General features: G+C 58.8%; 28 protein-coding genes. 17 read left to right on the top strand and 11 right to left on the bottom strand.

What is annotated here, in order from left to right:
- Nucleotides 1-122: 122 nt before the first annotated feature.
- Nucleotides 123-473, top strand: coding sequence for a hypothetical protein (locus tag SBC1_RS38495; RefSeq protein WP_165989333.1), 351 nt, complete (start codon nt 123-125; stop codon nt 471-473).
- 1339 nt (nt 474-1812) lie between these two features.
- On the opposite strand, the gene SBC1_RS38485 is transcribed toward SBC1_RS38495, so the two are convergent.
- The 5 genes from SBC1_RS38485 to SBC1_RS40370 all read right to left on the bottom strand — a co-directional run bounded on the left by SBC1_RS38485 (nt 1813) and on the right by SBC1_RS40370 (nt 5676).
- Complete coding sequence (locus tag SBC1_RS38485) at nt 1813-3561, bottom strand: VWA domain-containing protein (protein WP_165989329.1); 1749 nt, start codon at nt 3559-3561, stop codon at nt 1813-1815.
- 12 nt (nt 3562-3573) lie between these two features.
- The gene (locus tag SBC1_RS38480; protein ID WP_165989327.1) at nt 3574-3891 is read right to left on the bottom strand and encodes a hypothetical protein; all 318 of its coding nucleotides are present in this window, start codon (nt 3889-3891) and stop codon (nt 3574-3576) included.
- Nucleotides 3892-3972: 81 nt separating this feature from the next.
- Nucleotides 3973-4569, bottom strand: a complete 597-nt coding sequence (locus SBC1_RS38475) for a hypothetical protein (RefSeq protein WP_165989326.1) — start codon at nt 4567-4569, stop codon at nt 3973-3975.
- Between the two features lie 79 nt (nt 4570-4648).
- A complete protein-coding gene (locus SBC1_RS38470; protein ID WP_165989324.1) occupies nt 4649-5146 on the bottom strand; it encodes a DUF736 domain-containing protein in 498 nt (165 codons plus the stop codon).
- A 155-nt stretch (nt 5147-5301) separates the two neighbouring features.
- Nucleotides 5302-5676, bottom strand: coding sequence for a hypothetical protein (locus SBC1_RS40370; protein ID WP_243830341.1), 375 nt, complete (start codon nt 5674-5676; stop codon nt 5302-5304).
- Nucleotides 5677-6602: 926 nt separating this feature from the next.
- Here SBC1_RS40370 and SBC1_RS38460 point away from each other — a divergent pair.
- The 6 genes from SBC1_RS38460 to SBC1_RS38435 all read left to right on the top strand — a co-directional run bounded on the left by SBC1_RS38460 (nt 6603) and on the right by SBC1_RS38435 (nt 9940).
- Nucleotides 6603-7367, top strand: a complete 765-nt coding sequence (locus tag SBC1_RS38460; RefSeq protein WP_165989320.1) for a hypothetical protein — start codon at nt 6603-6605, stop codon at nt 7365-7367.
- A 53-nt stretch (nt 7368-7420) separates the two neighbouring features.
- The gene (locus tag SBC1_RS38455) at nt 7421-7669 is read left to right on the top strand and encodes a hypothetical protein (RefSeq protein ID WP_165989318.1); all 249 of its coding nucleotides are present in this window, start codon (nt 7421-7423) and stop codon (nt 7667-7669) included.
- Nucleotides 7670-7683: 14 nt separating this feature from the next.
- A complete protein-coding gene (locus tag SBC1_RS38450; RefSeq protein WP_165989316.1) occupies nt 7684-8049 on the top strand; it encodes a hypothetical protein in 366 nt (121 codons plus the stop codon).
- Between the two features lie 93 nt (nt 8050-8142).
- Nucleotides 8143-8703: a hypothetical protein gene (locus SBC1_RS38445; protein ID WP_165989314.1), complete on the top strand. Its 561-nt coding sequence runs from the start codon at nt 8143-8145 to the stop codon at nt 8701-8703.
- A 557-nt stretch (nt 8704-9260) separates the two neighbouring features.
- Complete coding sequence (locus tag SBC1_RS38440) at nt 9261-9647, top strand: hypothetical protein (RefSeq protein WP_165989312.1); 387 nt, start codon at nt 9261-9263, stop codon at nt 9645-9647.
- Nucleotides 9648-9718: 71 nt separating this feature from the next.
- Nucleotides 9719-9940, top strand: coding sequence for a helix-turn-helix domain-containing protein (locus SBC1_RS38435; protein ID WP_371826777.1), 222 nt, complete (start codon nt 9719-9721; stop codon nt 9938-9940).
- Between the two features lie 92 nt (nt 9941-10032).
- On the opposite strand, the gene SBC1_RS38430 is transcribed toward SBC1_RS38435, so the two are convergent.
- Together SBC1_RS38430 and SBC1_RS38425 are read right to left on the bottom strand one after the other, a co-directional pair.
- Nucleotides 10033-10779 carry a hypothetical protein gene (locus SBC1_RS38430; RefSeq protein WP_165989308.1) on the bottom strand — a complete coding sequence of 249 codons (747 nt, stop codon included), beginning with the start codon at nt 10777-10779 and terminating at the stop codon, nt 10033-10035.
- 204 nt (nt 10780-10983) lie between these two features.
- The gene (locus SBC1_RS38425) at nt 10984-11772 is read right to left on the bottom strand and encodes a hypothetical protein (protein ID WP_165989306.1); all 789 of its coding nucleotides are present in this window, start codon (nt 11770-11772) and stop codon (nt 10984-10986) included.
- A 52-nt stretch (nt 11773-11824) separates the two neighbouring features.
- On the opposite strand from SBC1_RS38425, the gene SBC1_RS38420 reads away from it, so the two are divergent.
- From SBC1_RS38420 to SBC1_RS38390, 7 genes are all read left to right on the top strand, one after another.
- The gene (locus tag SBC1_RS38420; protein WP_165989304.1) at nt 11825-12103 is read left to right on the top strand and encodes a hypothetical protein; all 279 of its coding nucleotides are present in this window, start codon (nt 11825-11827) and stop codon (nt 12101-12103) included.
- Nucleotides 12104-12421: 318 nt separating this feature from the next.
- Nucleotides 12422-12697: a hypothetical protein gene (locus SBC1_RS38415; RefSeq protein WP_165989302.1), complete on the top strand. Its 276-nt coding sequence runs from the start codon at nt 12422-12424 to the stop codon at nt 12695-12697.
- Nucleotides 12698-12830: 133 nt separating this feature from the next.
- Nucleotides 12831-13187, top strand: a complete 357-nt coding sequence (locus tag SBC1_RS38410; RefSeq protein WP_165989300.1) for a hypothetical protein — start codon at nt 12831-12833, stop codon at nt 13185-13187.
- Nucleotides 13188-13413: 226 nt separating this feature from the next.
- Complete coding sequence (locus SBC1_RS38405; RefSeq protein WP_165989298.1) at nt 13414-13980, top strand: hypothetical protein; 567 nt, start codon at nt 13414-13416, stop codon at nt 13978-13980.
- Nucleotides 13981-14038: 58 nt separating this feature from the next.
- Complete coding sequence (locus SBC1_RS38400) at nt 14039-14989, top strand: YqaJ viral recombinase family protein (protein ID WP_165989296.1); 951 nt, start codon at nt 14039-14041, stop codon at nt 14987-14989.
- A 5-nt stretch (nt 14990-14994) separates the two neighbouring features.
- Entirely contained in the window at nt 14995-16026 is a 1032-nt protein-coding gene (locus SBC1_RS38395; protein ID WP_165989294.1) for an AAA family ATPase, read from the top strand.
- Between the two features lie 96 nt (nt 16027-16122).
- Complete coding sequence (locus tag SBC1_RS38390; protein ID WP_165989292.1) at nt 16123-16968, top strand: ArdC family protein; 846 nt, start codon at nt 16123-16125, stop codon at nt 16966-16968.
- Nucleotides 16969-17544: 576 nt separating this feature from the next.
- Here SBC1_RS38390 and SBC1_RS38385 read toward each other — a convergent pair.
- The 4 genes from SBC1_RS38385 to SBC1_RS38370 form a co-directional block, all read right to left on the bottom strand.
- Nucleotides 17545-20802, bottom strand: coding sequence for a conjugal transfer protein TraG N-terminal domain-containing protein (locus SBC1_RS38385; RefSeq protein ID WP_165989289.1), 3258 nt, complete (start codon nt 20800-20802; stop codon nt 17545-17547).
- 129 nt (nt 20803-20931) lie between these two features.
- The gene (locus SBC1_RS38380) at nt 20932-21441 is read right to left on the bottom strand and encodes a hypothetical protein (protein ID WP_165989287.1); all 510 of its coding nucleotides are present in this window, start codon (nt 21439-21441) and stop codon (nt 20932-20934) included.
- Between the two features lie 17 nt (nt 21442-21458).
- Nucleotides 21459-22472 (bottom strand): ParM/StbA family protein, encoded by a 1014-nt coding sequence (locus tag SBC1_RS38375; protein ID WP_165989285.1) that lies wholly within the window; start codon nt 22470-22472, stop codon nt 21459-21461.
- Between the two features lie 1042 nt (nt 22473-23514).
- Nucleotides 23515-23958, bottom strand: a complete 444-nt coding sequence (locus tag SBC1_RS38370; protein ID WP_165989283.1) for a hypothetical protein — start codon at nt 23956-23958, stop codon at nt 23515-23517.
- Nucleotides 23959-24649: 691 nt separating this feature from the next.
- Between SBC1_RS38370 and SBC1_RS38365 the strand changes: the two genes are divergently transcribed.
- Genes SBC1_RS38365 through SBC1_RS38355 form a run of 3 tightly spaced genes read left to right on the top strand, consistent with a single transcriptional unit; the run spans nt 24650 to nt 26688 of the window.
- On the top strand, nt 24650-25381 hold the full coding sequence (locus SBC1_RS38365) for a DsbC family protein (protein WP_165989281.1): 732 nt from the start codon (nt 24650-24652) through the stop codon (nt 25379-25381).
- Nucleotides 25314-26444, top strand: coding sequence for a DUF2786 domain-containing protein (locus tag SBC1_RS40780; protein WP_165989280.1), 1131 nt, complete (start codon nt 25314-25316; stop codon nt 26442-26444). The genes SBC1_RS38365 and SBC1_RS40780 overlap by 68 nt, the downstream gene beginning before the upstream one ends.
- 13 nt (nt 26445-26457) lie before the next feature.
- Nucleotides 26458-26688 carry a hypothetical protein gene (locus SBC1_RS38355; RefSeq protein WP_165989278.1) on the top strand — a complete coding sequence of 77 codons (231 nt, stop codon included), beginning with the start codon at nt 26458-26460 and terminating at the stop codon, nt 26686-26688.
- The last annotated feature ends 57 nt before the right edge of the window (nt 26689-26745 follow it).

The raw sequence follows: 26745 nt of genomic DNA, 5'->3' as shown, positions 1-26745 counted from the left end.
TGTCCTTGCCTAACCCACACCCCGCTCATTTCTGATGCAGCGGGGTTTTTTTTGCTGCTCCATTCCGTCTGCTTTGCTCACTAGTCGCCCGAACCGGGCTTACTCATCAAGGAGATTTGACGATGGAACAAACCACGTTTGAGATGGTGCCGGAGAACGTCCGCCGGGCCGTCGCTTTCGCATTGGGACGGCTGACTGAGGTACGCGACGGGATCACCCGTGCTGCAGACTTTGAAAAACGCTTCGGTCAAGCGGGACGCTATCAGGCTGACACTTTCGTCAATCGACGTCGAGAGATCCAGAGCGCACACGCGACGCTCGCCGAGTTTCGGAAGCTTGCACCATCACACGGCGTCGAACCTGAAGCCTTCATAGGCGTCCTGGGAGGAGAGCCTGATCTCACACCTTCCTCGGAAGCTCAAGCCTGGCTCGATGATCCGCGCGGCCCGGTCATTGGAAGGACGGCCAGCTAAAGGATCACTCAGTGAACAAGCCTCGTCAACCACGCCATTTCATATGCTAAACGTCACCAAACTATTGATCTACGCCGGTATAACCTGTGTACTTTCCGCATGTGCTGCCTCTCAACAGGTGCGAAGTCCGGACTATCGGTCGACTATAGACGTCGACAAACCGCCCGGGAATGAAGGAGATTTCGTCCTTTGCAAGGACGGGCGCCTTTTGGTCTTCCCCGCTTCGCACCCGGTAACCTGCTCCTGACCTATCGGTCTGGCAATCAACAAGCCCGCACTCGTCTGAGTCGCGGGCCTTTTTTAACGCTTTCCAACCTGCTGGGCTGCCAGAAACGTTTAGCGCCTCATAGATCTTCTGTCCGCAAATCTCATGCGCTTAGATTTTTGCCCACACAGATCTGGCACCTCGTCGCATCGCTCCAGGAATATTGTGCAGCAAACGCCGGCGACCTGGATCCGCAACTTGCGGATGTCCGCAAGAAGATCGCGGCTGGTGAAATCGAGTCGCCCCTGTGGGTCGAAAGCCAACGAAAGCAGGCGCGCGAGCGGCCACTGTCGCCGTGCATGTAACCCATCAATCGCTTCCACGCCCGCCCAACCTCACGGTTGTGGCGGGCTGTTTTGTCTGTCGAGTATGATGCAACGATCCGGCCCTTGATAAACTTGCGGCTGGAATACCAACCTTGCGTAGCCACATAACACTGCCCTATGAAAACAGCATTGAACGTATTTGCTGCGGCCTTTGCCGCATGTTTTGTTCCAGTCGGGTGCGCCTATGCGCAAGACGACACGGGGAATCGAGCGTTCATTCAATCGCTCGGACAGGTTGATCCTGATACGGCCAATTATTTGGCGTTGGCCAATCACTCACTGACAGTTCGCTGTGGTCGGCCGCCGACCGTGCGGTATCTCAGGAAGATCGCCCAGGACCACGTCCCGACGATCGTGCCGGACAACCACGCATCGGATCGAGCTCAGGTCGCCGGTCTGTCATGCGAGGGTCAGCCTGACGCGGCAAACTGAACAACTCTCTTTCCAGGAGGGGAACTTGGCGCTTGTGGCGACCCGTTTGGCCGCCGAGATCAACGCATCGCGATAGGAGGACAGCAATTGCCGCCAAGAAACGCATCTCTTCGGACGTGAAGGATCAGATCGAGCGATTGCGATCTTGAGGCAGAGACCCTGCGCGCAGCAGAGGTGGAAGAAATTCTTGCAGATGTCCGAGTCAAAGTTGCAGAGTACGGCCTTACCGAGCAGGAGCTGCTTGGGCGAAAGCGCGCGGCACGAGAGAAGCGGAGCGTGCTCGCGAAGACGGCGAATGTAGCCAGGTACATCTGGCTCAGATGAGCGAGCGGACCTCGTCAATGATAGTTTTAGCGAGAGTGTCCATCGAGTGCGTGAGATGGGGAAATCGTCCGAGCCGTTTTAGCATCGCCGCATAAGGCACGACATACGCGTCCGCGCTCTTCGCTATCAGAACGGTGGCGATCTCGACCCCCATCTCAAGCGCGTCCGCATACAAGGCGCTTACCTGCTCCATGTTCGGCGTGCGGCCATCCAGTACCACGATGATCAGGCGCCGATCCTCCTCCCGGTCGACCATGTCAACCAACACGGATCTCAGCGCAGGGGCGAGATCAGTATTACCGCCCAGCTGAGGAATCGCGGTTGCTGTGTGTGAGACGCGCTTCCAGCTTTCGTCAAACCGCTTGATTGTGCAGAACCTTGAATTGAAGACGGTCGCCGCAAAGGGCACTTCGTGCGCCTCGAGCACCTCCGCCAGGGCAACGAGCGCTCCGCCGGCGGCATTGATCGGAACGAACCCGTCAACTGACTTCGCAGTCATGCTGCCTGATACGTCGACGAGTAGCGTCGCACAGGCGTTTATGCCATCTTCGTCACGGCGGCGCCGGAATACTCGAGCGTCGAGTACGGCGAGACGGTGCAGGCGCTTCATGCTGAGCCTTCGGCCGACAAGCCCGACATGATTATTGGTCTCTCGCCTGGATTCCAGGAGCGCCTCGAGATCACGGCCAAGTCTGGCGCGGATCACGGTCGCGGTCGTAATCCACGACGGCGGTATTGGTTTCGTGGGCACGCTGGCCGACGACTGGCTCTGCATATGGTTTTGAGGTGGTAGGGCACTCACAGCGTCCTGCAGCGCCTCGCCGACTATGTCCCCGATGTCCGACTGTCGAACGTCTTGTTGCACAAGCACCGAAAGAGCAAAGCGCTGGTCTCTCGCCTCTGCGCCTGCCGGAGCCGTGACGTTGGGCGTCTGACCAGATGCGTCTTTGGCTGGCGTACCGTCATTCTGGCCCTCGGTGACGTCAGCAGCGAGGTCGTCGCCCGGATCCGCGCCACCACTATCCAACGGGTTCCCTGCGTCGCCACCATCGGTTGAGACAGCAGCGTGATCGCTCTGGCTACTCCGCGCTGCGGCGAGGTCTGAGAGGAGTAGCATGGCCTCGTCGACAAGCTGGATGACCTGCCTCGTCGAGTTTGCAGCCCATGCACGTTGTGTGATGTCTTTAAGACGCAACCAGGCGGACGGGCACTGGGTACGGGCCCAGCCGTCATACGCCCTTGCGAGGTTCAGAAGTGGCTGCCCCTGCCCGGGCAAGAGCGCCGCGCGCCCGACGCATAGCATGGCGTCAACGAGCGTCTGCGCTGGCAACGCCTTGCCGATCTCGCCGAGGCCGCCGAAGAACCCTTGTTGTTCGAGCAGCTCGACGGTCCTCGCGAGATTTCGTGCGATTCCGGGGTAGACCTTAGCGGCAAGGCGCTCTACGCGAAGATCCTCCAGGACGCTCAGAATCGAGCGTTTAAGCGGCCCAGCCGTGGCGACGCAGGAATCGTAAGCGTCGAAGTCGGTGTGGCGCGCGTGTCCGGCCGCAAGATGGTCGATGACCCCCTCAAGCAGTTCGGAAATATGCGAGGTGCCCTCCGGCAGAACTGCTCCGACCCACGTCGCCGGAAGCGTGAGGGTCTCCCGGGTCACACTCGCCACACGTGTTTTGGAGTCGACCACGACCTCCAGGTTGTGACGATTTCCAAGCAGGCGGGCTAGCAGCAGCAGGTTGCGCATCAGGACACTGCCTCAAAAAATTATCCCGCATGCACACTGTGCAAGCGGGATGTGGGAATAGGGACTGGTGAGCACTTCGGCGCCGCCATCCAGACCGCAGTAACTGCAATAGCATCGGCCTTCTCCGTGGTAGCCGGAATCTTCGCCACCATGGGCGATTCCGGTATATGCACAGCTATGGCGGCAGGTGAATTGCTCCATATCGGTGGCTACTCCAGGATCACGTACGAAAAGTAGCGCGTCGACCGCACGGTAGTGCAGGTTTCCACGCGCTCGGCGGTAGGCAACATTGGTTGTCGCAAACTCAAGCAGTTCATCGGGTGTGCGCATGATTTTTCTCCATCAGAAGAAGTTGAGCGGAAAGGCTATGCGCTCGATATGCCTGAGGGAAAAATAAGCGACAGCAGGTAGCTACGCAGCCCGCTTGATGTGCTTCTGCATGACCTTGACGAGGACCTTGGCGTGGCCGGTGACTACCCACGTTCCGCCCAGAAGACCGTAGTCCTTTTTCCGGGCGAGCGGATACCACAAGATTCCTACCCCGCCGGCGTTACCGGCGTTGAAGGCGATCTGTGCGACGTGGCTGGCAGGAGTTGCGGAGACGTCGCGTCCAAAACTCAGCGTCGTTCCGCGCAGCAGCCTGTGCGACATGGTCACGCTACGCACCGACTTGATCTCGATTACAAACCGGAAGTCAGGCGCCGTAATGACGGCGTCGCAGTCACCGTTCGCTGTCGTGACATTGCGCCGCATTTCCCAGCCGGCAGGCAGACGGGCTTCGAGCGCATTCAGCGAACGCTCTTCTGTGTACTTTCCAAACCAGCGGTGATAGCCACGCTGCGCTCTCCAGTAGCCAAAGACTGCCACGAGGACCGCGGCCGGGCCATATTTGAGCGGGCTCACCAACTGGGTCCGAACGAGGATGAACACAGCGCCGATGGCGATGATCATCATCAGCGCGCCGAGTTGCATGTCGCGACGCCACGGGGTGAATTGCTTTGATGTCACGTTTGATCTCCGGGCAGAAAGAAAAAAAACCACACCTCAGGAGGTGTGGTTTGTGGATTGCGGTCGCTCGAATGGACCGTCAGAACGGAATATCTTCATCTTCGAGGGGAGCACCTGCCGGCTGACCAGCACCTCCGCTTGCCGGTATGCCATCGCCTTCACCAGTCGGAGTGTCTGCTTGCGACTGGAATTCCGAGACGCTCACCGACAGATAACGACCAGCACGATCACTCGTTTTCAGCCAAGCAGCGAGACGCAGACGCTCGTTGCCATCGCGGTCAAGATCAACGGAGCCGGTGTAGTCGGGCTGCTTCTCCGAGTCCTTCTTCTCGTTAAGGAAGAGGGCCGCGTTGTAGTACGTATTGTCGAGTCCTGTGCGGTCGATAAACACGAGACGGATGTACTGCTTGCCGGCAGACGACAGCGCTTTGATACCGATGATCTGGATCTTGTCCGCGGCGTCGCGTTCGCTTCCGTTGCCGTTGTAGTCCGCGCGCACCTTGTCGTCTTTCGACTTGTTGAACGTGATGCCGTCAGTGGTGTTCTTGAACAGCGAAAAGTTGAATGCCTTCTTCATGGTGTAATCTCCTGAGAATCAGCACTAGGGAGCTGAAGGGTTAGATGACCTAGTGGCTGAGATGGCGTTTCAAAAAATATCTGTGGCCTGCGCCGCGCCACCCTGAGAAATACGCACTACTTACAGCAACCTGCACCGGATGCACTTCGCGTAGGTCAGCACTCAAATACCCACCCGTCCCACAACATGGTGTGTTTGTCGACGCGCAGGCTGTAGCCCAGACTGCGAATGGCCTGGACGGCACTGCGGATACGCTCTTCGCCTTCCAGATCCGGCCGCATCCGCGCGATCAAGGTGCGAGGCCGATCTCGTCGGATGCTCGCGATCACCAGCGCGATCTCAGCGGCCATCCCGGATGCCTCCACGAACACGACATCGGGCCTCACGCGCTGAACGAGGCGCTCGGCGGACTCTAGCCACGGGGCGGACAGGTCAGAATCGACCAGGCGGGGGGTACGTTCGATGTAGGCCGCGTCATAGCCACCGCCCGGCAGCACAAGATTCACCGGCCCGGATTGATGACTCGGCACCACAGCCCAACCGGGATGCAAGTCAATCCGACACCCCCGATTCACATCAAGATTGCTTTGCGCTACGTGACAAAGAAGGGGAGACGGTTCATATGCTTCGACGCGAGCACCCAGTGTGGCGGCCCACAGAGACCACGCTGCGGATCCGGCGCCGATGTCCAGCACTGTTTGCCCCGGTTCTAGGATCTCGACGGCCAGGCCAAACTCAGTTTGTTCAAATGGCCGGACGCCCAGGAGCGTTTCTCTAGTATGGCGATCCAGATGTGGCGAGACGATCAGCTGAAGTTCGCCCATGGGGCCCAGTATTACCGTGTGTTCGGCTGGCGAGAGCCGGCCTGTTGGTCGTCCGGCGTCGTCTTGCATCGGGGCCGCGCTCATGAATGCCATCGGTGATAGTCTTGAGGATAGTATCTTAGTAAGATTTATAATCATCCTATAGGATTTCTACGGGCGTAAATTATTGTCCGTAGTGACGCTGTACGACGCGGTCTCCGCTCGCGGTCGCTCTCCCCGGGGTTGAGTTATTCCTCGACAGGTCCGATTATTTCGCCGCGAAATTTGGTGATATAAATGGAAAACCGGTCAGATAGCCACGGTAATATTTCGGGAAGAGGATTTAACAGTGGTACAGAGAAATCGCAATATCAGAGTAAAAATCTGCGCAAAAAACAGATTCCTTTGAGTGAAGTAATATTTTGTAAGAAATGAAATTTTAGGACGGCAGGAAATTAGTTTGTAACTGCGTAGCAAATAACTCTAAATTTTTCTCCGAAATCTCCGATAAGCGTTGGTAAGCAGGCACTGTTTTTCCGCTTGCCACGATCAAGACCAGATCATCGCCGGCGGGGTCAAAAAGCGGGCAGCACACACTGTCCGCCGCATCGACGCCGCTCCACACAGCGTTTGTGAGAAAAAGAAGAAGCTTTATGGCTACGAGAGTTCTACTTCCGGTCGTCAGCGCGTGCAGCAAGGAAGAGCAGTCAATCCAGGCAACGGTGGTCTTCTGCAGCAACCCTACTGACGGCGCAACGAAGGTTTACCCAATTCATCTTTTCGCTGCAGGCGGGGCAGAAGTGATCCTCGGCCTCGTCGACGGTATCGCCGGCGCATTAAACGCGGTCGGACGTCCGCGGGCGAATAGCGCGAAAGGTTTGAAAGAAATTCGGGAGGCCTTCTGCGTCGCGGCCCAGGCGCATACCCACTCGGATGAATCTCTCCTGAATTCGCCGATATCAGACGCGCTGGAGTTGATCCTCGACATTTACGGGCCGGTGGGAGAGGGGGTCTATGTATTCGATGGTGCGGGCCGGTTCGCTGCGCGTCGCTCGATCCTGAGCGAGTACGATCCGGCTCCGGCTGGCGAAACAGAGTTCCTTGCCATCCTGACAAACGCCGGACTGGTGGACCGGTTCCTGAGCGTGCGTGAGGATGCGTGCCGCACCGAAGTTGACGCGCTTAGTGCGGGCCGCCGCGTAACGTCAGCGTTGCGGCAGCGCCTGCTGTCGGTTCTGGTTGACTCACATACCCTATCGCCGGCGAGCTTGTCGTTTCCCAGTTCTGAGGTTCTGGCGCGGTTGGACATCCAGATGAGAAGACCACTTAAAAGGCTGGACCATCCCGACAAGGCCGCAAGTGCGGTTGGCGATGTCCGGGTGGCAGGCTCTGCCGCCGCGGTTTCAGCTGACTGGTGAAAAAAGGTTTGGTGAGTGCGCATTGCGCACGAAAGACAGGATAGAGCTTTGCCATGGATGAAGAAAAGAGTGTCGACCAGATGATGGATCTTGGCCATGCCGCGATGAAGGAGGTCTTGCAGCAGTTGCGCACCGTGCGCCGGCCCGACGCCGGAGCGCTGCTGCAGTCAATCGCGATCTCGTCTATCACCGCGCTGCGCTTGAACTTCGGCGACCAATATACGGCTGACTTTCTTCGACAGGCGCTTGACGCAATCGAGCAGCACAGCCTCGCACAACGCCACGCGACGCACTCGCATTAGGCGGATCTCCGCTGATGCGCCAGAACATCTCTCGCCGGCGTCGTTACCGTCCTTTCAGTCTCGCGTCGATGTACGAGCGCGCCCTTGCGCGCGACTTGGCGCTGGAGAACGGCAAGATCGGCCAGCTCGTTGAAGACGAACTCAGTTTCCTCGCGGACACGCATGCAGGCGTGACTTATTCCCTGTTCGAACGGGCAAGACGGCAGAAACTCTGCATCGTTATACAGAAGAAGCTCAAAACGGCAGATGGCCCATCAGACTACGCGTCTGCGATTCTGACCAATGCCGAGGCGGGGTTCGTCCAGGGACTTTTCGCTGAGTCAGAACGACGGGCACACGTCCGGAAGAACAGCGAGTCCGCACCCCCCCAGAAGCGATGACGGATCGCCCGAAGAATAAAATCATGGTGGTGTTTGAGCGCACAATCGCTTCAACCTGTTTGATTACAAATCAACGCCATGCCTAAAGTTGCCTTGCTGTCGTCTGTCACAGGCGATGTCCAACATCAGAAGCTGCTGCTCGCTCCCGAAGGGTGTAGCAATCCTGAAGCCGAAATCAACCGGATACTTTTGGGCCTTGCTGCGGATGCGCCTCATTTCAGCTGGCAACAGGCCAGTGAAACGCTCCGCGGCGCCGGCTTTACGCCGCTTGACGATATCGTGGAAGTGTCCCGCGCGTGGGATGAGTCCCGCTGTGGCAACGCAATGACTTTTGCGGTAGTTTTTCCGGGCGATGCCGGACACGAACATGCAGGCAAATCAGTAATGGCGAGCACCTGGCACGCTTGCGAAGGAGGGACCATCACGCTGGTCGACGAGTACGGCCAATGTCTGATGGCAGATGACCGTCTGTGGAAACACGGCGCCGAGGGAAGAGAGCAGGTGCCGCTTGGCATCGTACACCTGCCTTCCGAGCAATTTGCCAGCGCTACCCAACACGCGGCAGCGGTCCGCCTGCTAACGGAAAGTGGCTTTAGCGTAGCGACCGCGTCGCAGGACGTTTCTAGCGGCGCGACCGAGTCGATAACGCAATGAAGCTTCAGGACGGATTGCGGCGAGCTTCCAGCGCGCCAGCGCCACCTGGCCGCACGGGAGGGAGAAGCCGCGTAGTCGAAACAGCTGAAGTCGCACAGTGGCTTGGCCGGTACCGCGGGCATACCCATACAGCCTACAGGCGCGAAAGCACCCGCTTCATCGAGTTTATAAGCGCGAGCGGCTTCCAGGGCGGCCTTCTCGGTGCGACGCCTGCTGTCTTCAAACAGTACGCACAGTCCAGGCCGACTGAGAAGCTAGGCTGTTACGGGCTACAAGTTCTGCGTTCCCTCTATGCAACCCTGTGTGAACAAGGATTGATCAAGACGAATCCGGTTCCGCTGGCCAAGAGCACCCCGCACCCAAAACGGGTCGCGCAGCACAAGCATTTTACGCGGACCGAGCTCACAACGATCGGCGAGGTAATTGACGCGCTCGCTAGTGAGCCGGGAGGGCATCGGCGTTCTTACTCCACGAGGCGTTGGATATTCTGGCTGCTCGCTTACACTGGAGCGCAGCGCGAGGAAATCGCTGCCAGCTCGCGTCGCCCGGCGCTGAGGATGAGCGATCTGCATTGCTTCAAGATGGGAGAGGGTGCGTCTGCCGCGCCGGGCTGGATACTGGATGTTCGGGACAGAGCCGGCACGCTAAGACACATCCGCCTATGTCCATCTCTGATTGACGAGCTCGTAAGGTATAGGCAGTCCTTGGCGCTCAACTGGCATCCGCGGCCGGCGGATGAAACGCCATTAATTGTCGGCAATGGATGGAAACCTATGGGCGCCCAGGGTATCTATACGAACGTGCAGGCAATGTTTGGAACCGTCGCCAGTTACCTGCGCGCGAAGAAGCGAGAGCCTCGCCTTGTTGCGCGCCTCGAGGAGGCGACACCTTACTGGCTCACGAGATCCATCCGCGCGCTTGCGACGCCCGAGATCGAATGTTAGCGCGCCGGCGGACGCTTGCGAGTCGGGTTCTGTCGCGCGGCGCCGCGAATTGACTCATTGGGAATCTTGCGATGAACCTCGCTGGAATGCTTCGGGCAAGGCGTGAAGAGCTGAGATTGACTCTCCAGGAGGTTGCGCTTGAAGTCGGCATCTCCAAAGGTCATCTCAGTGGTATCGAGTCCGGCCGCTATCGGGACATCCGTCTTGCAACAGCCGCCAGGCTCGCAAAAGCGCTGAAGCTTGACCTGCAGAAACTCGCCGACGTTGTATTGGCCGACGCTGCCAGCCGGTAAGAAGTCGCGGGGCGACGCGCATTGGGTGGATGACTAAATATTCCATACCGAACGCTTCAACAGATAATGCTCTGACAAAGCGGAACTTGTGATCACGCTGCCTGGACAGGTGCGGTCGCGAAGGAGTCCTCCGTTGCCAATGTCACAAGCGGTTCTTGCCCCCGCGCTGCCTTGATCGCCAGCACGCGGTCAATAGGGACGCCCGCTCGGACAAGCGAGGCTCCAAACCATTGCAGGAACGCGTCATTGCCAAGGCACTCTTTCAGGTCATCAAAAGCTGCGACCGCAGGGTAGCCGCGAGTAACATTAAACTCCGTGCGCATCACGACATCCGTTCCAGTGGCGCGGTAATCGACCTTGAAAATCACCACGTCATGATCCAGAAGTGCCCCGCTATCAACCGTGCCTGCCCGCAGCCGTGCGGCCCTGCGGTCCTTACGGTTTGGGGGCATATTGGCCTTGCGCCAGTCGTTCGCCACGTCGGGCTTTACAACTGATGCCATTGCCCGGAAAAGATACGACTTGTCGATCGGTTTGCGGAAATCGTTCTCGAACTGCGCCTGCTCGAGTACCGTAACGATCGCGGCGCCGCCAGCGGGATCGTCGATCGCGACGACGACCACAAACCACGCGCAATCGCTCTCCGAATACACAAGAACGTGCCCCCGACGTTTCAGGTTGCGTTCGGCGTTGGTCAGCCATATCGCTCGCCCCGCGTGCAAAAGGTCTAGCAGCTGGATTGCGGTCATCGTGGTCCGCGAACCAAGGCGCTTGAGCGCGTGCTCGTCGTCTGGGTAGTGGAAGCGTTGGGCGACGCGTACAGACGGTGCGGTAGACATGGGTCGCATGGGAAAAGGTGGCAGGTCCAGACAGATTACCGCGCCACTTGCCGGCTGAAAAGCGGTTCGGAGGTTGGCGGGTCTGTTTCTGCTGATTCACCATAAACCTCGAAAAGGGAAGCCCTGATCAGGCGGTTACCTGCCGTTTCCCCAAAAAAAGCCGCATCCAATGGATGCGGCTCGTGGGTTGGTATGTAGCTTCGCTTAGGCCGCAAGCGGCTGCGCGGAACGTGCGTTTTCGAACTTCGGACCGATCAGGTCGCGATACAGGTTGTGGTGATACTCAACCTTCTTGTTCGCCTTGACCTTGTTCAGTGAGGCTCGATCGCTAATCCCGGCGGCGGCAAGAACCTTGGCCGCGGCATCAGCTAAAGCTTGCGCTTCTGCCCACAGTGAGTCCGGCGCCTTGACCTCTTTGCCCTGTGCGTTACGCAGGCTGAGGGCCTGGTTCGCGTAGAACCGGTCGCCCCGCTTCACCAGTTGCGAGAACGGCAAAAACGTCACCACTTCACCGGGCTGCACGTTCAGGAGCTTGTGTGCAAGCCGCTGCGCGAGTTCCGACTGGACGTCGAGTGAAAGCATGACGCCATCATCGCCCTCGCAAACGCCTTCAAAGCGCACGCGGACCTTCTGATACTCATTGCCGCGGCTGTCGCGGGTGGCCGCGAGCTTCACTGCGGAAATGCGACCCGTGATGCCCTCGGGCTTGCAGATGCCCTCGAGCGCGAGGCGGGCGACGGCCGTGGGGCCGTCCGCGCGTGTGTCGGAGTAGCCGCCTTTCCAGGCCGCTTCGCCGACCTGTTGCTGCGCAGCCTTCAGTGCACGATCGACCACTTCGTTATTGATCGGAACGAGCATACCTGCGACGGGGTTGTAGGTCACCAGCTTCATGTTGAACTCCTTCAATGTAATGCCCACCAGTAGGGCAGGGAAATCCTGGTGATCGAGATGACCTGCCAAAAAAAATCCGCCGGATTCTTTTTGCCGGGGCATGCCGACTGCCATGACATCCGCCCGCTGGCACGGGCTTTACCAGGAGAATTCCATGTCGGTTGCATACACCCCGCCGTTGTTCATGTTGCTCTGGGTCGCAGGTCTTTTCATGGTCGGATATCCGGCCACGATGATTGCGAGCGCTGGCGTTTCAATTCGCACTGTGCTTCTTGCAATCGTATTCGGCGTGATCGCGTGGGAACTGCGCGGTCTTGAGGCGGCTTTGCCCGTCCCGGTGCGATGGGCAGGCTGGTTTGCCATCATCGTGATGCTGTGCGCCGGGGTGTTGGATGCCACGCGCGCCGAGCGCAAGGAAAAGGAGGGTTCGTGATGCATACGCGAACGATCGATGCGCGCACGGTTCGGACTGTTCTCCACCTGTGCCAGTTCTCGAGAATGCAGGCACGAGAACGAAAACATCCCTGGCAAGTGAGCCTGGGAGCGGTGTCCCGGATAGGCCCGAGCGAAATTGCGTCAATCCGGCGTCGGCACTTCATGTGCGCGTTGCCCTGACGTTGGACCACGACCCCGTTGACAGTCATCCAGACTTCATGGGGTTTTTTCTTGTTCGTCGGAAAAGAATATTTTTTGGCGGGAAATCTCCTGGCACAACGCTCCAATCCCCGAATCCCCCTGGAGGACCCTTCCCATGGCCGCACACACCCGGCTCGACATCGACATACTCAAGGTAGCCCAGCTGCTACTGCCCGACCAACCCGTTTCCCAGCTTGATCCCCCACAACTCGTTGCCAGCGACATCAGCCTCTTCAGGTTTGGTGATGGCCAGCGAGAGAGCCTGCACCTTCTTCTCGACGGCTGCGGGACATTTACTGCGGTGTTCCATCCCGACACCGTCCTGCAGCACATCGAAGAGCACCACCTGAACGACTTTCCTGATGCGGGGGAGCGCGTCACCGTTCATTGAGTTGCTCTGCTGCTTGCCGCCCCTGATCCGGGCGGTTTTTTTTTGCCCTGCGCCGGCGCCAGTTAATTTTGGATCGTCATCTCCAGACGCTTTGCCCTTCCCAACGCGAACAGCGTCTTACTGGAGATGAATCATGGATCTGGAGGTGATGTTAAATGCGTACATCCGCGCGGCCTTATGGAGTACTGTTCTCGAAGATGGCGCAGCTATGGAGAGTCGATATTCCAAGGACGATCTCGCACCTGTGGCCAGGCAAAAGATGGCTGATGATTGTCGCGATTTTTTCAATGCACATGGAGTCGACCTGACAGTCGTCGGCGCTGAAGCTGCAGGGATTGACTTTTGGCTCACGCGCAACCGCCACGGTGCAGGCTTCTGGGATCGTGGGCTGGGCGATCTAGGCAAGCGATTGACGGATGCCGCCAATGTATTCGGCGAATGCGAGCTGTACGTTGGCGACGACGGAAAACTATATCTGCAGCCTGGCTGAACGCCAGCGTCTCCTAACCCATAAGCCACTCTTCGGAGTGGCTTTTTTATTTGCGGAAGCGGGAAGAACCTGCCCCGACCGATTATTTAATTGACCTACCTTGCCTTACCCTCTATGGCGCGGCCCACGATCGATAGCCGTCGGCATCGCAGGGTCGTTCACCGTGACGACCACATGTAGCGACTCGATTCAACCTAAGGATAGCAGCGGCGAGGAGTCGCGAGGCATGGGCCGTGTAGTGCACGGTGCGCTATCCCCACCCGGCATTGAGGCAGGGGCGCCCCGCGCAAATTGGATGACTGAAACCAATTTTTTCTCTCAACCGCTCGGACGCTTCTGGGCCCGTCTGACAGCCTTGCTTCGCGTAGGCCTGACCGAGCAACCGATTGCGGAGGATGACGCTCTGGACGACGAGGACATCGAGGCGATGTTTAACGCGCACATCAGCACGCATCTCGCCGCGCTTCCTCGCGCCTATGTGGCACTGGTGCCACCGGATCTGGCAGATCTCATACGCCAGGCCAAGGCGTTCCACGCACTTATCGACACGCGCGGAGCCAAGCAGGAGGCTGAGAGTGCACACGCCGACATCGGTTTCTATCCGCGCCATCATGTCAGGTTACGCATGGGACCAAACGCGGATCAGTATATGGCCATTCCAACCGTACTGAAGTGCGAATACGGCGACGGTCTGGACGCAACTGTCGAACGACTTCAGATCAAGCGAGAGGGCGCTGTGGTCGTTGACGTTTTCGGTCACCGCATTCTTCGTCGATATAGAGAAGAATCTTGAAACGCGGACAGACGCCATTGCGCGCGAGTGTCAGGCTGATCGCATACCCGGGAAGAGCATGAAGCTCCTACAGATCGAACCCTATACGCCGGAGTGGCACGACTGGCGGTCCGGACGGGACCTTCCAAACGGACCCCGAATCACAGAGACGGCCGCGGCGATCATTGCCGGCCACTCGCGTGGAGCGAGCGTTCACCGCCTTTGGCAGGAGCAAACCGGGCGCGTGGCGCCACGCGAGCCGCAGGACAACACGGCGGCCCGCTCGAGCGCGGAGCGTCGGATGTGGCTGCGTGAGCTCTTCACCTCGACCCACGGCCTGCCTATCAAGCCGGCCTGCATCGAGTCGTCCGAGCACACATGGATTGGAGCTACGCTGGACGGACTGTCCGAGCGGATGAACGAGATATGCATGCTGGTTACGCTGAGCTCCGGCGAGCATGACTCGGTTCGCAATGGCCAGGTACCGATGCGACTCCTCACCCGGATGCAATGGCAGCTGCTATGCGCTGGGTCGCAGGTGCGCAAAGGACTTTTATTCGCGTGTCGCTTCGAAGCGTCCGGCATCCAACCTGGCGTTATGGTCGAAATGATTCCAGATGAGGACACGCAGTTTGATCTACTGGAGAGTGCCCGCCGGTTTCGCGAAGCGGTTGTGGACAATGTCCCACCAGCCGGTAGCCGCTTTGAGCAAGCGGCACATCAGTGGTTGCTTGCCCATCGGCAGGTTGAGCGTGCGAGTCAGCAGCTAGAGGTGGCCCGGGCGCGCCTCGCTGTGCTTTACCCGGCCGGTGTCGACCCGATCACGGCAGGTGGGGTCACCGTATATCGAACAAACAAAAGCAATGCCTCGGGTCCTTCGGATCTGCAATCGCTCGTGGTAAAGCGCGCGAGCGACGCGCCTGCTGTCCTTGAGCAGCTCGACGCGCTTGACGTGCCGCTTGCGGATCTACGGGAGGGTGTGACCGGTCAGGATGTCGTTCCGGATACGCCGATCCAGCTTGGATGGTGAATGCCATGTCGGAAATTGGCGAAGCGAAACTGCAGAGTGACGAGCTCGATCGGATGCCACGTCTGCCCGGATCAGGAGCATCGTCGCATGGGTTTGCAGACGAACTGTTCGGCCTCACGGTCGGCGCCGAGGTACGCGAACACGCGCGGTTCCCGATACGTGCAGCGGGACCGGACACGCCGGCAAAGAACCCGAACTATCTGTTTCGCAAGGACCATATAAAGGTAGGGCAGGCGTGGATCAGCGGACTATTTGACAACCTGATGCTTACAGGTCCGACGGGATCTGGCAAAACCAGTTTTATTGAGCAGTTTGCTGCTCGTCTTGGCTGGGGAGTCATTAGGGTCGCGTGCTCGAAGTCGCTCGAGTTGCAGGAGATCATTGGTCGGGTGTGCATCAATCCGGATGGGAGTACCGGGTGGGTTGATGGGCCAGCTATCCGGGCAATGAAAGAAGGCTCGATACTCTTGCTCGACGAAATAAACTTTCTCGATCCGGGGCAGGTAGGAGGTATGAATACCATTCTCGACGGTGGTTCTTTCCTCATTCCGGAAACCGGGGAGCGCGTGACGGCGCACCCGGATTTTCGGATTGCGGCCACGGGGAACGCACTCGACGGTGAAGACTCCAGCAGCTACAGAGGCACCCAACGCATGAATGTCGCTCTGCTTGATAGATTCAGCGGCGGCATCGAGGTCACTTATCTTTCGAAGGCGGAGGAAAAGACCATTCTGATCTCGGAAGCACCGAGGCTGCATCCGGCAGTGGTGAAAATTATGGTGGAGCTGGCCGAGACGCTTCGAAAATCCTACGCGTCCGGCCAGTTGTCAGCTGTATTGTCCACGCGGATCGTGGTCGCCTGGGGGGTCTTGTTGCAGAGTTTCTCCACCGTCGAAAAAGGCCAACGGGAGAGTTTGCTTTCGACGTTGCGATCGACCTTCCTGTTTCGCGTCGGCCGGGCTGACAGGGCTGCAATAGAGGGCGTCGTGAACGGGGTGCTCCAGCGCACAACAACCGTTGGCAATGCGGGTCCGTAGCACCTGGAGCGGCTACCCACGACAACTGCCACGATATTTTTTCGTGCTGCATATCCCTGTGCAATGTTCTCAACGTTCCAGCACAGGAGGTATCCCATGAATGCAGTCAACAACATAGAGGCAATGGTCGATCGGGCACGCGAGTGGATGCTCGAGCGGATTCAGCGCGAGTGGCCATGGCAAGGTCTCGGTGGTTTGCCGCTGCGTGTCACGGATGGAAAGCCGTACGAGGGCACCAACATTCCGCTGTTGTGGATGCAGCAGGAAGCGCTGGGCTCGCTTTCGAACGCGTGGGGCACGTTTCAGACGTTTCTACGCCGGGGTGAGCCGGTTGTGGCAGGGCAAGCGCCAGGGACGGCCATCCGCTTTCTCCCATTGGCCGGCGGGAACACGCAGGGGCGCGACTCGTCCGGACAGACGTGGCAGGAGGTTGCTCAGAGTCGGAGTAAGGGGGTGACACTTCCGGTGAGTCTGTATAACCGCGCTCAGACGATCGCGTACGCGCCCGCTAGCGTTCCCGTCAACTGTGACACCACGCGTCACCCGCAAGCTGTTCACAAGCTTGTAGATGACGTTTTGGCGCGGCATGCTGATGATTTGATCGCTGTGTCGTCTGCCGAGAGTTCGTTTATCACGCGGTTCACGTTCGACATCGCCCGTATCCTTAGCGGGATCGATCCGTCGTCGATCGACGGGAACTATCAGGCCAACGCGGTGTTGGCTGTGGCGGATCCATCGACCGACCTGAAAAGGTTATGCGGGATCAGCGCAACCGTAATCCGGATCTGGAGCAGGGCGTCTATCGAAGTACGGTCGTCGGCCGGACAGCTCGAGTGTCCAGCGATTACGAACGCGCGAGGTGCCGAAGAAGAGTTCGACCGGATACTCGGAATTGTGACGCGTGAAGGTATCGTGTATCGCCGCCCCGAAGCAGTCATTTAGCGACGTCAGTGACAGGCCCGCGCCTTTCACCGACGAGATCATCAGGCGCAACGGCGCCTCAACGCAACCAACCAGCCCGCATACCTTCGGTATGCGGGTTTTTTTTACGCAAACTCGAGGCCGGTCCTTATCGCTAGGCCATACCTGATAAGGTGAAGCGCAGTTTTGTTGTAATCCGCTGAACTTACCCGTACCGACCTTGCGGCTGACCGTTTTGCGATTAGAATGGAATCGTGATGAAGAGACGAACGGCTAAAGCGGGGTGAAAAAATGGGTGCAGGACTTCTTATTTTGGTTATTGGGTACGCCGTCTATCGGCTGGCGACGCGCGACCGGACCGGTTCGACAGTGGACCTGTCATCAGATTGCGACGAAACCGGATACCACGGGTCTCCGGTGCATCACAGCGAATTCGTCGCGCCGGGGTTTATTTCGAGCAGTGGCAATTTGAACACCAGTGACGAAGCGCGCTTGATGTAGTCCGTCCTAGAGCAAGGTTCGCTTGCCCTGCTGTTATCGCCGGCCCAAAAAAGAAATGCCACCCTCGGTGGCTTTTCTTTTTTGTGAGCGTGAAATTCAGCTTTTGTGCGGCGGGTGAAGTGGGCGATCGTAGATTTCCGAAGTGTCGTGGGTGGCATGTCCCGCGGGTGATTGTGGTGTCGGCGGCAGTCGTTTGCCGACCGGCTCGGAAGGGCCTGGGTCGAGCAATGTAACGTCGCCTTGAGGCTGATACGCTTGAGTGTCATGCGTGCGCTTATCCAGAGCGCCACTATCCTGATTTTGTCCACGTTCAATAAGACCGGCCTCGGCAACAGCACGATCGCGTGCGCTCGCCGGTAGGCCCATCTGACTGGCCGCGTTGTCGACGGACTGGGTGAGTGACGGAGCGCCAGCAACTGGGGACGCACCGCCACCGGCGAATGCTCCGCCACCGAATCCACCTCCTCCTCCGCCACCAAAGCCACCGAAACCGCCGCCTGCAAAGGGCGTTGGTCCGGGCGCCCCCAGCGGGCCGCTCGCAGGATTGAGCGACGATCCCCCTAGGCTTGTCGAACCGCCGGCTACGGCCGCAAGCGCGGAGTTTGTCGACGACGATTCCGTCTGGCTGACAAATCGGTCAAGCGAAGACTTTTCGAGAATACTTTGGCCAAGGTCGCCGCGGCCCGCCTGACTCGCGAGGGCTGCCACTCCAGCTTGTGCAGCGGTATGCACACCAGAATCTCCGCTAAGCACGCCGCGTGAGAGGGTAGATGTCACCGAGCTTGCGCTCGCGAAATTGGCACCCGCCAGGGCCGAATCCGTGATCGACTGCGCTTTGCTCATGATGCTTTCAGCTGTGCCTGCAATCTGCCCGGAGCCAGCCATTCCTTGAGCGGTTTGCAATGCGTCGCTGTATACAGCCTGCCGAACGGCCTCCCCGACGCGAGCAGGGTCGCTGGTTTGGTAGGCCATGGTGGCGATATCTGCCACATTGACCGAAGTCTTGGCACCGGATTGCATTGCACTCTGGGCGTCATGGGCGAATTGCTGGTTGCGCTGCAAGGCTTCCTTCTCCGCCTGCTGCGCAGTCGAGAGCGCTGAACGGGTCTGGCTGATCTGATTATCGAGCGAATCACTGCTAGAGACGCGAACCCCATTATTTTGCGTATATCGGTCGTCCGTCCCAACCTTGTTCTGGTTGGCCTGACCTGCGGTCTCGGTTCCCGTCTGCCCGGTGGTAGTACTCTGGCCGCTACTCATTTGCACAGATCCGCCAATCTTCGTCCCGGGGATCGAACCGCCGAGACTTCCAGTTGCTTGATTGCCGTGATTGGTTTGCTCCTGTTTGCCAGTCGCAATCTTCCTGTCGTCACTAATCGTATTGTCATGTCCCACGGACGTCGCGTGCGCGTTATCGCCTCCGGTCGTGACATCCAATCCCATTGAGTGGCGTTTGGCAGTCAGGCTCTGAAGCTGGTCGGTAAGTGATTGGACGCGCTGATGTGCTGATTCGGCCGACAGCTGCGCGCTCTGGCTAGCGCGGAACGTATTGCTCAGCCCCTGCCCAAACTCGATCGTTGCCGCTGCTGTCTTATCGCCGGCGGTGTTGAAGCCAGCCGCACGAAGCGCAGATCCGCCATGACTCATCGCCGAAATTGCGGAGCTTACGCCCATGGCGTTGGCATTCGCGAATGGTAATCCTTGGGCCTGGATGTGCGAACGTGCGGCCTCAGCGTTGGTCAAGTCACTGGCATTACCGTCGTTATGCGACGTGTCCATGTAGTCGCGGCCTGTTCCTGTTGCACGGCCAGCGAGATTGGTAAACGCGTAGACCGATCCCGTGAGCAGCGTCAACGTAATGATCGGGGTGGCGGACATCAGCGACGATCCCGTATAGATAGTGCTGCTCACCTGGGTATAGAAGGTGTCGATACTGGCCGGCGAGATGATGGAGCTCGAAGCAAACGCAAGAAGGCGGGACCAGAAGGAGGTCTGGACGTAGTATGAAATGACGGCAGCAACCGGAAGCCATCCCTGGCTCCAGACACCCATCATGAACCACGATCCATAGATCTTGAATCCACCAATTCCCATCGTGAATGCCACCATAATCACGATCGGCGTCAGGGCAACAAAAATGAATGAGAAGCCATTCATGGCGTTCGTCATGAATGAGTTGAAAAGCGAGGCCTCGCCGGCGGTGTCGATCATGGCCTTGTTGCGAGCATTGGTCATCAGCGTCGTGAACGTGAAGGCTGCCTGGCTCTGATCGAGGGAGGCTTGCTGAGCCGAGCGGAAAATCGGGCTGAAGACGAGATTCATCATTGTCGCGTCGCGTTGTGCACCATTCGCCGTCATGGCGCTTTGCGCGCTGAGCGCGGTAACGGCGATGTTCTGGCTCAAGGTGTTGAGCATTGTGTCGGCTGCGGCCGCGGTTGACGGACCATCCGGCTCCGATGTCGACGACCTGGCGAGAACGTCACTCGTAAACGAGTCGCTGTCAATGTAAGTGGCCATCGCCTGGTAGATCTGCGGCCCAGCCTGGCTGCACGGCACTGGCGCCTGATTGATGGCCGGGTTTCCGGACGAATCGGTGCCGACGGTGTAGTAGATCGTAGTGCCTTGCATAGTCCCACTGGCTGTGCCGCCCGGGCTGTTGTTCAGCACATCGCTGATCCCTGTGCTCGATTGCATGGCCTGGCTCGAGAGACCTTGGACCGGGCAATACTTCATGTATGCAACCAGGTTATTGCAGATGGTCGTATTGTTTTGCGAGCAGTCGTAGACTTCCTGCAGCTTTAACAGCATCTTCAATGGCGAAAGCAGGCCGGCGGTGCCCTGTACGGCAACTCCGCCATCCCCAGGCGTGGTGAACCACTGCAAGTAGATGTCCGAGACAGCTTTGGTCATCTCACTCGCGATACCGGCAGGGTAGGCGAGACCGATCGGCACATTGTTGACCACGATCATTTGCGGTGTCACCGTCGTACCGTTGTCGCTGAAAAACGGCTTGACGGTAATCGTTGTGTGGCTGGTGAACATTGCCATGCCGACGATCGTGCCGATAAACCACGGTCCCACCATGAACTGTTGCCGCGTGGCGGTGCTAAAAAGAGCCACGATAAGCCCGGCAAGTCCCCCGGCAAGCAGCCCGCCGGTCATCACGGACGAGCTGCTGTTGCCATTGCCAAAGAATGCAGCTACTCCCTGAAATGCATTGGCGATCTGCTGCGGGTCACCTGCGACCCAGAAGACCGGGAAGCTTGAACTGGCGCTCTGTGCGAACGCAGCACCGGAAACCAGCATTGCAAACAAGCCAGCCAACGTGGTGATCAGTGTTGATTTCCTGCACATACGGACTCTCCTTGCGCAATTCCCCAGCGGAGAATGTATTAGCAAAGAACCGTATCAAATTATTCTGGCGGAGATTTCGTGAGGGCAGTGAAAGCCGCGAGCCGTCCGTACAACCGACCCTGTCGGCTGCTAGTCGTCGTCAAAACGGCTGACGAGGCCGGGCTTTCGTGTTGCCGGGGCAGGAGGTGGCTCCTGTGTCAGAGGCGGAGGAGGCTCCTCAGGCGCAGCCGTTGGGGCGCTCGCCGGCGCGCCGGCGGCGGCGTCCGAAGGCTGCCCTGTGCCTCCAGCCTTGGTGGCTGCAAGCGACGACGTTGGTGTCAAAGTACCAGTGAGCGCCGCAGGCGTCTCGGCACCCTCCCGCAATGGAGCAGGAGGGGGAGTTTCAGTGGGAAGGGCTGCGGCGATCGTGTCGTCCAGCAGTTGGCTCATGCCGCGCATGGCCACTTCTTTCTGGAAGCCGGGATCGCCAGCGCGATGCTGCGTCTGCTGGATATGCGCCCGAATGATGTCTCGCAACGCCGCACCAACGTCTCCTTCGTTCAGCGTGTAGAGGAACGTGTGCACGTCGGGGTGGGTATTGAAATGGGTGCGCAGACCGATCTGCAGCGTGGTTTTCCACTTGGATGTGGGTCTAGCCATGAAAGGTGCTCCCTTCATCAGGGGTTGAACCTCGAGAGGCCGTACCTGCAGAAGCCTTCGGAAACAGAAAAGCGAGGCGCGGGCGACATGACGGCATGAGGAAAGACCTCGCGAAGACCCGGGAAGAGAAGCTGGGCACCCCCGCCCGCGACGATTACGCCGTTGAGAGACGACGTCGCTTCGCCAAACCGGCGCTGCGCTTCGTCACGAACAACGTACAGCAGCTGCTCGCTTGATTCACGCAGCTCGGAGGCGAGATCGATCTGTTTGCCGTAAGCCGTCAAGGCCCCGTTGCGGATCGCGCGATCCACTGATCCCAGGTCGGACGGAAGATTTTTGCTTTGGAGGATTGCCGTCATGCGCTCGTACACGGCCGCAAACCCTACGCAGGAACCTGATGCCGCTTCGATGAAATCAGGGCCGTCCGTGAGGATAAAGTCACTCGTACCCTGACCGACCTCGATGACCCCCCATCGTTCGTTGTCGAAATCATGCGCGGGATTCACACGGCCGTCGGACAGGAAAATCATTTCCTGCAGCGGACCGTTCGGCTGCGACTGCGCACGAACGTTGACGGTCTGCCCCGACCGCAGCATTGGCTCGACGAGTTGGGTTACGCGTGACTTCAGTTCCCGTCGCTGCGTGTCGTACCACGCCTGAGGCAATCCAACGATCAGCTCGTAATGGTTTGGTACGTAGCCGATAGTGGTCTCGACTGCCTCGGCAACGCGTCGGAACGCACCGATCACGAGGACATCGTGGGTGTCGGTAAAGATCCAGTCCTTGTCCTGTCCCGAGTACGACTGTGCCCGGCCCTGCTTTACCGCAGTCTCGCCGTAGAAGTAATCACGTCCATTGAGGTTGACCGTCTCACGGGCCGCGCGCCGTCGTGTCCCCTCGTCGGAAAGTGGGATCGCCGGACAGACAACCGTCAGAAACAGGTCCTGATAGTGCTGGGCGGGGTTAGTCGAGGTTGCCCAGACGAGTTTGGGTGCGGAGTGGCCGATGTCCATGCCGACTGAGATCTTCATGGTTTTTATTCCTATAAAGAGATTGTTGATTCACCGCTGTTCGGTATTAATAATCTATCACAGGTTTTAAATACCAAACCAAGATTTTTCGGTATGTACCGGAATTCCGGTCGCACGCACGACACATTTGCGTGTGCTGCATAGCAGTTTTCCGGTAGCGTTTTTGTGATAACGCCGCGTATAGCGGCCGAAGACGGCGAGAAAACTGGAGCGATGGAGAGGTAAACAGGCGGCCCTGCGTGAGGTCCAAGGGACGGCCGGGACGGGGGGCGGTTGGAGCGCGTAGCCGCGCCCTTGGTGAGCCGGGGAACGCGTGAGAGGGGCATGTTCGAGAGCGGGGGGAAAGATAACAGTCGGCCCAGAAGGAAAAAGCGCCTTAAACATAATAACTGGACGGTTGTTGTCTTTTTCTGCTTGCGCTGCGCGCCACGCGGGTGACCGAGGAGGGTGCCTGTTTGCCACCAGGAGAGGCTGAGGCTAGACCTTTTCCCGGCTACGTTCTTGCCACACGTTAGTGCTTGCAGGCGAGGCGAGGATTGCCCGTTTCCCACCAGCGAGGGGGCACACGACTCCTTGTCGGCAGCGGACGAGGATGGCCTGTTGCCAGCCGGCGTACCTCGTCACCCCAAAGCACGAGGTGCGGGGTTGAAATCGCTGGGGAGGGAGATTTCTCGTGCAAGGGCCGCAAGCGATTGCCGGGCACGCGGAGATCGTTTCGCAGCCGATGCTCAAGCTGCGGTCGTGGGATCGCACCTTTTCCTGGGTGAACCTGAAAAGGTCAACGCTTATGCCGACGGATGGGTTGAGGTGTGGTTGACGGTGGCCGGATTCGGCACGGGATACTTAAAAAATGCGGATGTTGCCACGGTCCCACAGGCAAGGCAGGAGGCTCCTAGCGAGGAGGCTCCTGGTAGCGGGGCACGGTACGCCTCGATGGACGACACCGGGCCGTGTCCTGGGTCAGGATTCTTAAAAAATGCGCATCTTCTAAACTTTGGTGGGGCGCGCAGTGCCCCAAAGAACAATCGCGGAAGCGCGCTACTTAATCCTCATCGACCTTCGAATAGTCGCGGTTGATGAGGTTGGCGTCGATGCCATCGAGTGCCGCTTCCATACGGCGGATCATACGGATCGTCGAACCTCGAAGCTGCGCCGCGGCCGCGGCTAGTGGCGCATAACACGCTTCAACCTTGGCACGCTGTGCCATCAGTTCCTGAAGCAATCTCAGCAGCTGCTTTGTTGCTTCGTCGTTGATGCCCTTGCGACGCAGACTAACGTAGCGCTCGCTGCGTGGAATGATCCGGTAGCGCGTTGCCGGTTGGCCCTTCCGGCCGTGCCAAAGGACGACCGTAGGCACACGGTCGCGAACGTTCTCGCCACGGTCGAAGCGCTGAAGGCACAGAAATCTGACACTGATCTTGCCAGCCCGTGGCCCTTGCGTTCGGTGAAGCATAAGGTTCGTGTCGGCAATCTGTTCGTCGATCACGACGAGAGCCTCCGCGAGTTCGTCGACAGTACGCTGGAAGCGGTCTCGCCATTTTTCGGGTTTGCCAGGTCTTTCCGCCTCCACGGATAGGGCGCGATCGATTCGCGCTTGCCGATCGACGCCATGCGGCTCATCCAGGGTATCGGTTGGTTTGCTCATGCGGCGATGCTACTCCAACGGAAACAGGGTAAAGAACTCGCACAGGGCACCATCACTGGCAACCTATAAAAATCACCATAAGATGTATAAAATCACATCAAGATTGACAAACAACAAAATGACGACATAATTACCCGACATGTACTTAAAAAATGAGGGTGTTCGCCGTGGCCCGCAGACCAGTGATTTCCGAATTTTTGTACCAGATCGTCGAAAGAATGTGCGCGGAGCTGCCGTCAGACTCCCGTTGGGTGACACTAGAGCAGGTTTGTAGCCATCCTGACGTTGTCGCGTCGGGATACAACAGCAAACAGGTCTGGTGCGCGTTGCGACTCCTCAAGCAGCATGGACGCCTCGAGGAGTTACGCGAGGATCAGAAATCGGAGGCGCGCTGCTACCTCCTTCCGCAGCAACAACAGATCAGCCACATCGTAGCCAAGGGCCTCCCGCCCCTGCCCAAGTCACTTGGGATCTCGCCCGAGGCGGCCCGCTACTGCCAGTACTCTCACCTCATCTGCGGGACCCTCCATTCATGAATCAAATGCGCAGGATGTGCCTTCTCCTGTGGGGTGCGGCGTCCCTTTCCCTTTCGATCCCGGTGGTGCAGGCCAAGGAAGATCCTCCCGCGCCGGTCCGCGCAGCGCTTGCCGCGAATGGCATCGCCGCCCAGTCGGTCCAGGCCGCTCCTCTGAAGGGGCTATACGAGGTAGTGACGGCGAGCCACGATCTGCTCTATGTGAGCACCGACGGAAAATATATCTTCGCCGGGGAAATCATTGATGCCGGCACGCACGAGCGTCTGACGCAGGAGCGCATTGACAAACTGCAACGCGTCGACTTCACCAAGGATCTTCCTCATGACCTCACGCTGAAGGTCGGGGACGCCCATGCAAAGAGGCACATCCTGATTGTGGTCGATCCGAATTGTCCTTACTGCCGCGACCTCGAGAATCGGCTCGCTTTGAGGAAAGACCTCTCTGAGGAGATCCTGGTGACCGGTTTGCTGGGCCCTCGCTCGCGCGAGGATGCCAGGACCATCCTGTGTTCGTCAGACCCTCTTGCGGCGCTCGATGCGAAGACAAAGGGCAATCCTCTGACACCGGTGGCATGCGTGGCGGGCGATGAGAAGCTCGCGCGAATCGACGCGTGGCTGCAGGTCCATCCTGTTCAGGTCACGCCGGAGACGTTTTTCCCGGATGGCAGCATGGCAAAAGGCGACCTGTCCGACGTTGATCTTGCAGATCGGCTGGCGAAAGCGAACTGAGCCGGGTCCCTATCGCGGTCTGCGTACCGCAACGGTTACCGCTCACATCACAACCTCGCGCGACTGGGCGCGATCCACGCTGGGCGAAGCGATGGACAGAAAGACAGCAGTTGCAAAGATCCGCAAGTGCCTTAATCTGGCAGGTTCGGCCGAACCGCACGAAGCCGCGGCCGCTTTACGGCAGGCGCAAAAGTTGATGGCGGAATTTGGCGTTGGCGATTTCGAACTAGCCGGCGTGGGCGTCGATGAAGCATGGGTGAAGAGTTCCGCAGTTGCGCGTCCTCCCCGCTTCGAGGTCCAGCTGGCAAGCGTCGTCGCAGGGGCGTTCGGGTGTGAAATCGTATTCACGCGTCGTCTGAATGCTACACGCACGAGAATTGTCGGTGGCTATGCCTTCATCGGTGTCGCGCCAACCGAGCAGATCACTTCGTACGCCTTCACAGTGCTGGCCTACCAACTGCGAACCGCGCGCGCTCGATATGTCGCGGAAACACTGAGTCGGTGCCAACCTCGTAGTAGGACCGCGCGCGCAGACCAGTTCTGCGAAGGATGGGTGACAGCCGCACGTCGCCTGGTGCAGGCAAGCAACGCGAGCGAACCCGACGCGCTCAGACTCGAAGGATACCTGCGCGCGCACTACGCTGACACGCGAAGTGTGGCGCTGCGGTCCCGCGCGGTGGCACGCCACGTGGATCCGCTTGTCGACAAGGTCCGTGGTTTCGCAAATGGCGCAAAAAGCCAGACTCCATGGAGGGTTGCCATCCGCTCAGGAGCAACTCACGCTCGGATGCAGCGAGTCGTGAAGGATCCGGATACCACGTCGAGCGCTCGCTTGCCTGACTCATCTCATCGGTCACGATCGAGCCTGTTCGCAAGTCCATCCTCATCAAAGGCGAATCCGCCGAAGGCGCATCCCGAAAAGGCTCACCTGTGTCACGGCGTTCAGCTCGCTGACCGGCGACCGTGGTCGCCCAAGAACACAATTCGCATGTCGGCAGTTGGGAGGCGGAGGCTAAGCCTAATGCGGCCCGGCCGGCTACCCTATGGACGCGGGGACTTTTGACGGGACGACAGCCATGAGTGACCTCAATAGCACCATGATCACAGGACCCGGTGAAGACACGGGCGGGATGTGTGACAGTCGCACGCCCGTTCTTGTCTGGATTACGAGCAATGCTGGAAGAAACATGCGCCACACTGCGATCGACATGGATGACGTCCTGGCGATCGCGTGCCACTCGCGAACCACATGGTGTGCGTCGAGGTCGACCGGCGGCAAGTTCTTCGATGGGATCGCGACGGCGTAATCGGCGAAAACCGGTGGCGCCCGGTTGATCCGGAAGAGTTCGAGACGCTCGAAGCCA

The sequence above is a fragment of the Caballeronia sp. SBC1 genome (assembly GCF_011493005.1).
Taxonomy (GTDB): Bacteria; Pseudomonadota; Gammaproteobacteria; order Burkholderiales; family Burkholderiaceae; genus Caballeronia.
Note: the sequence above shows the minus strand (reverse complement) of the source record. Positions and strands in the feature narration are given on the sequence as shown.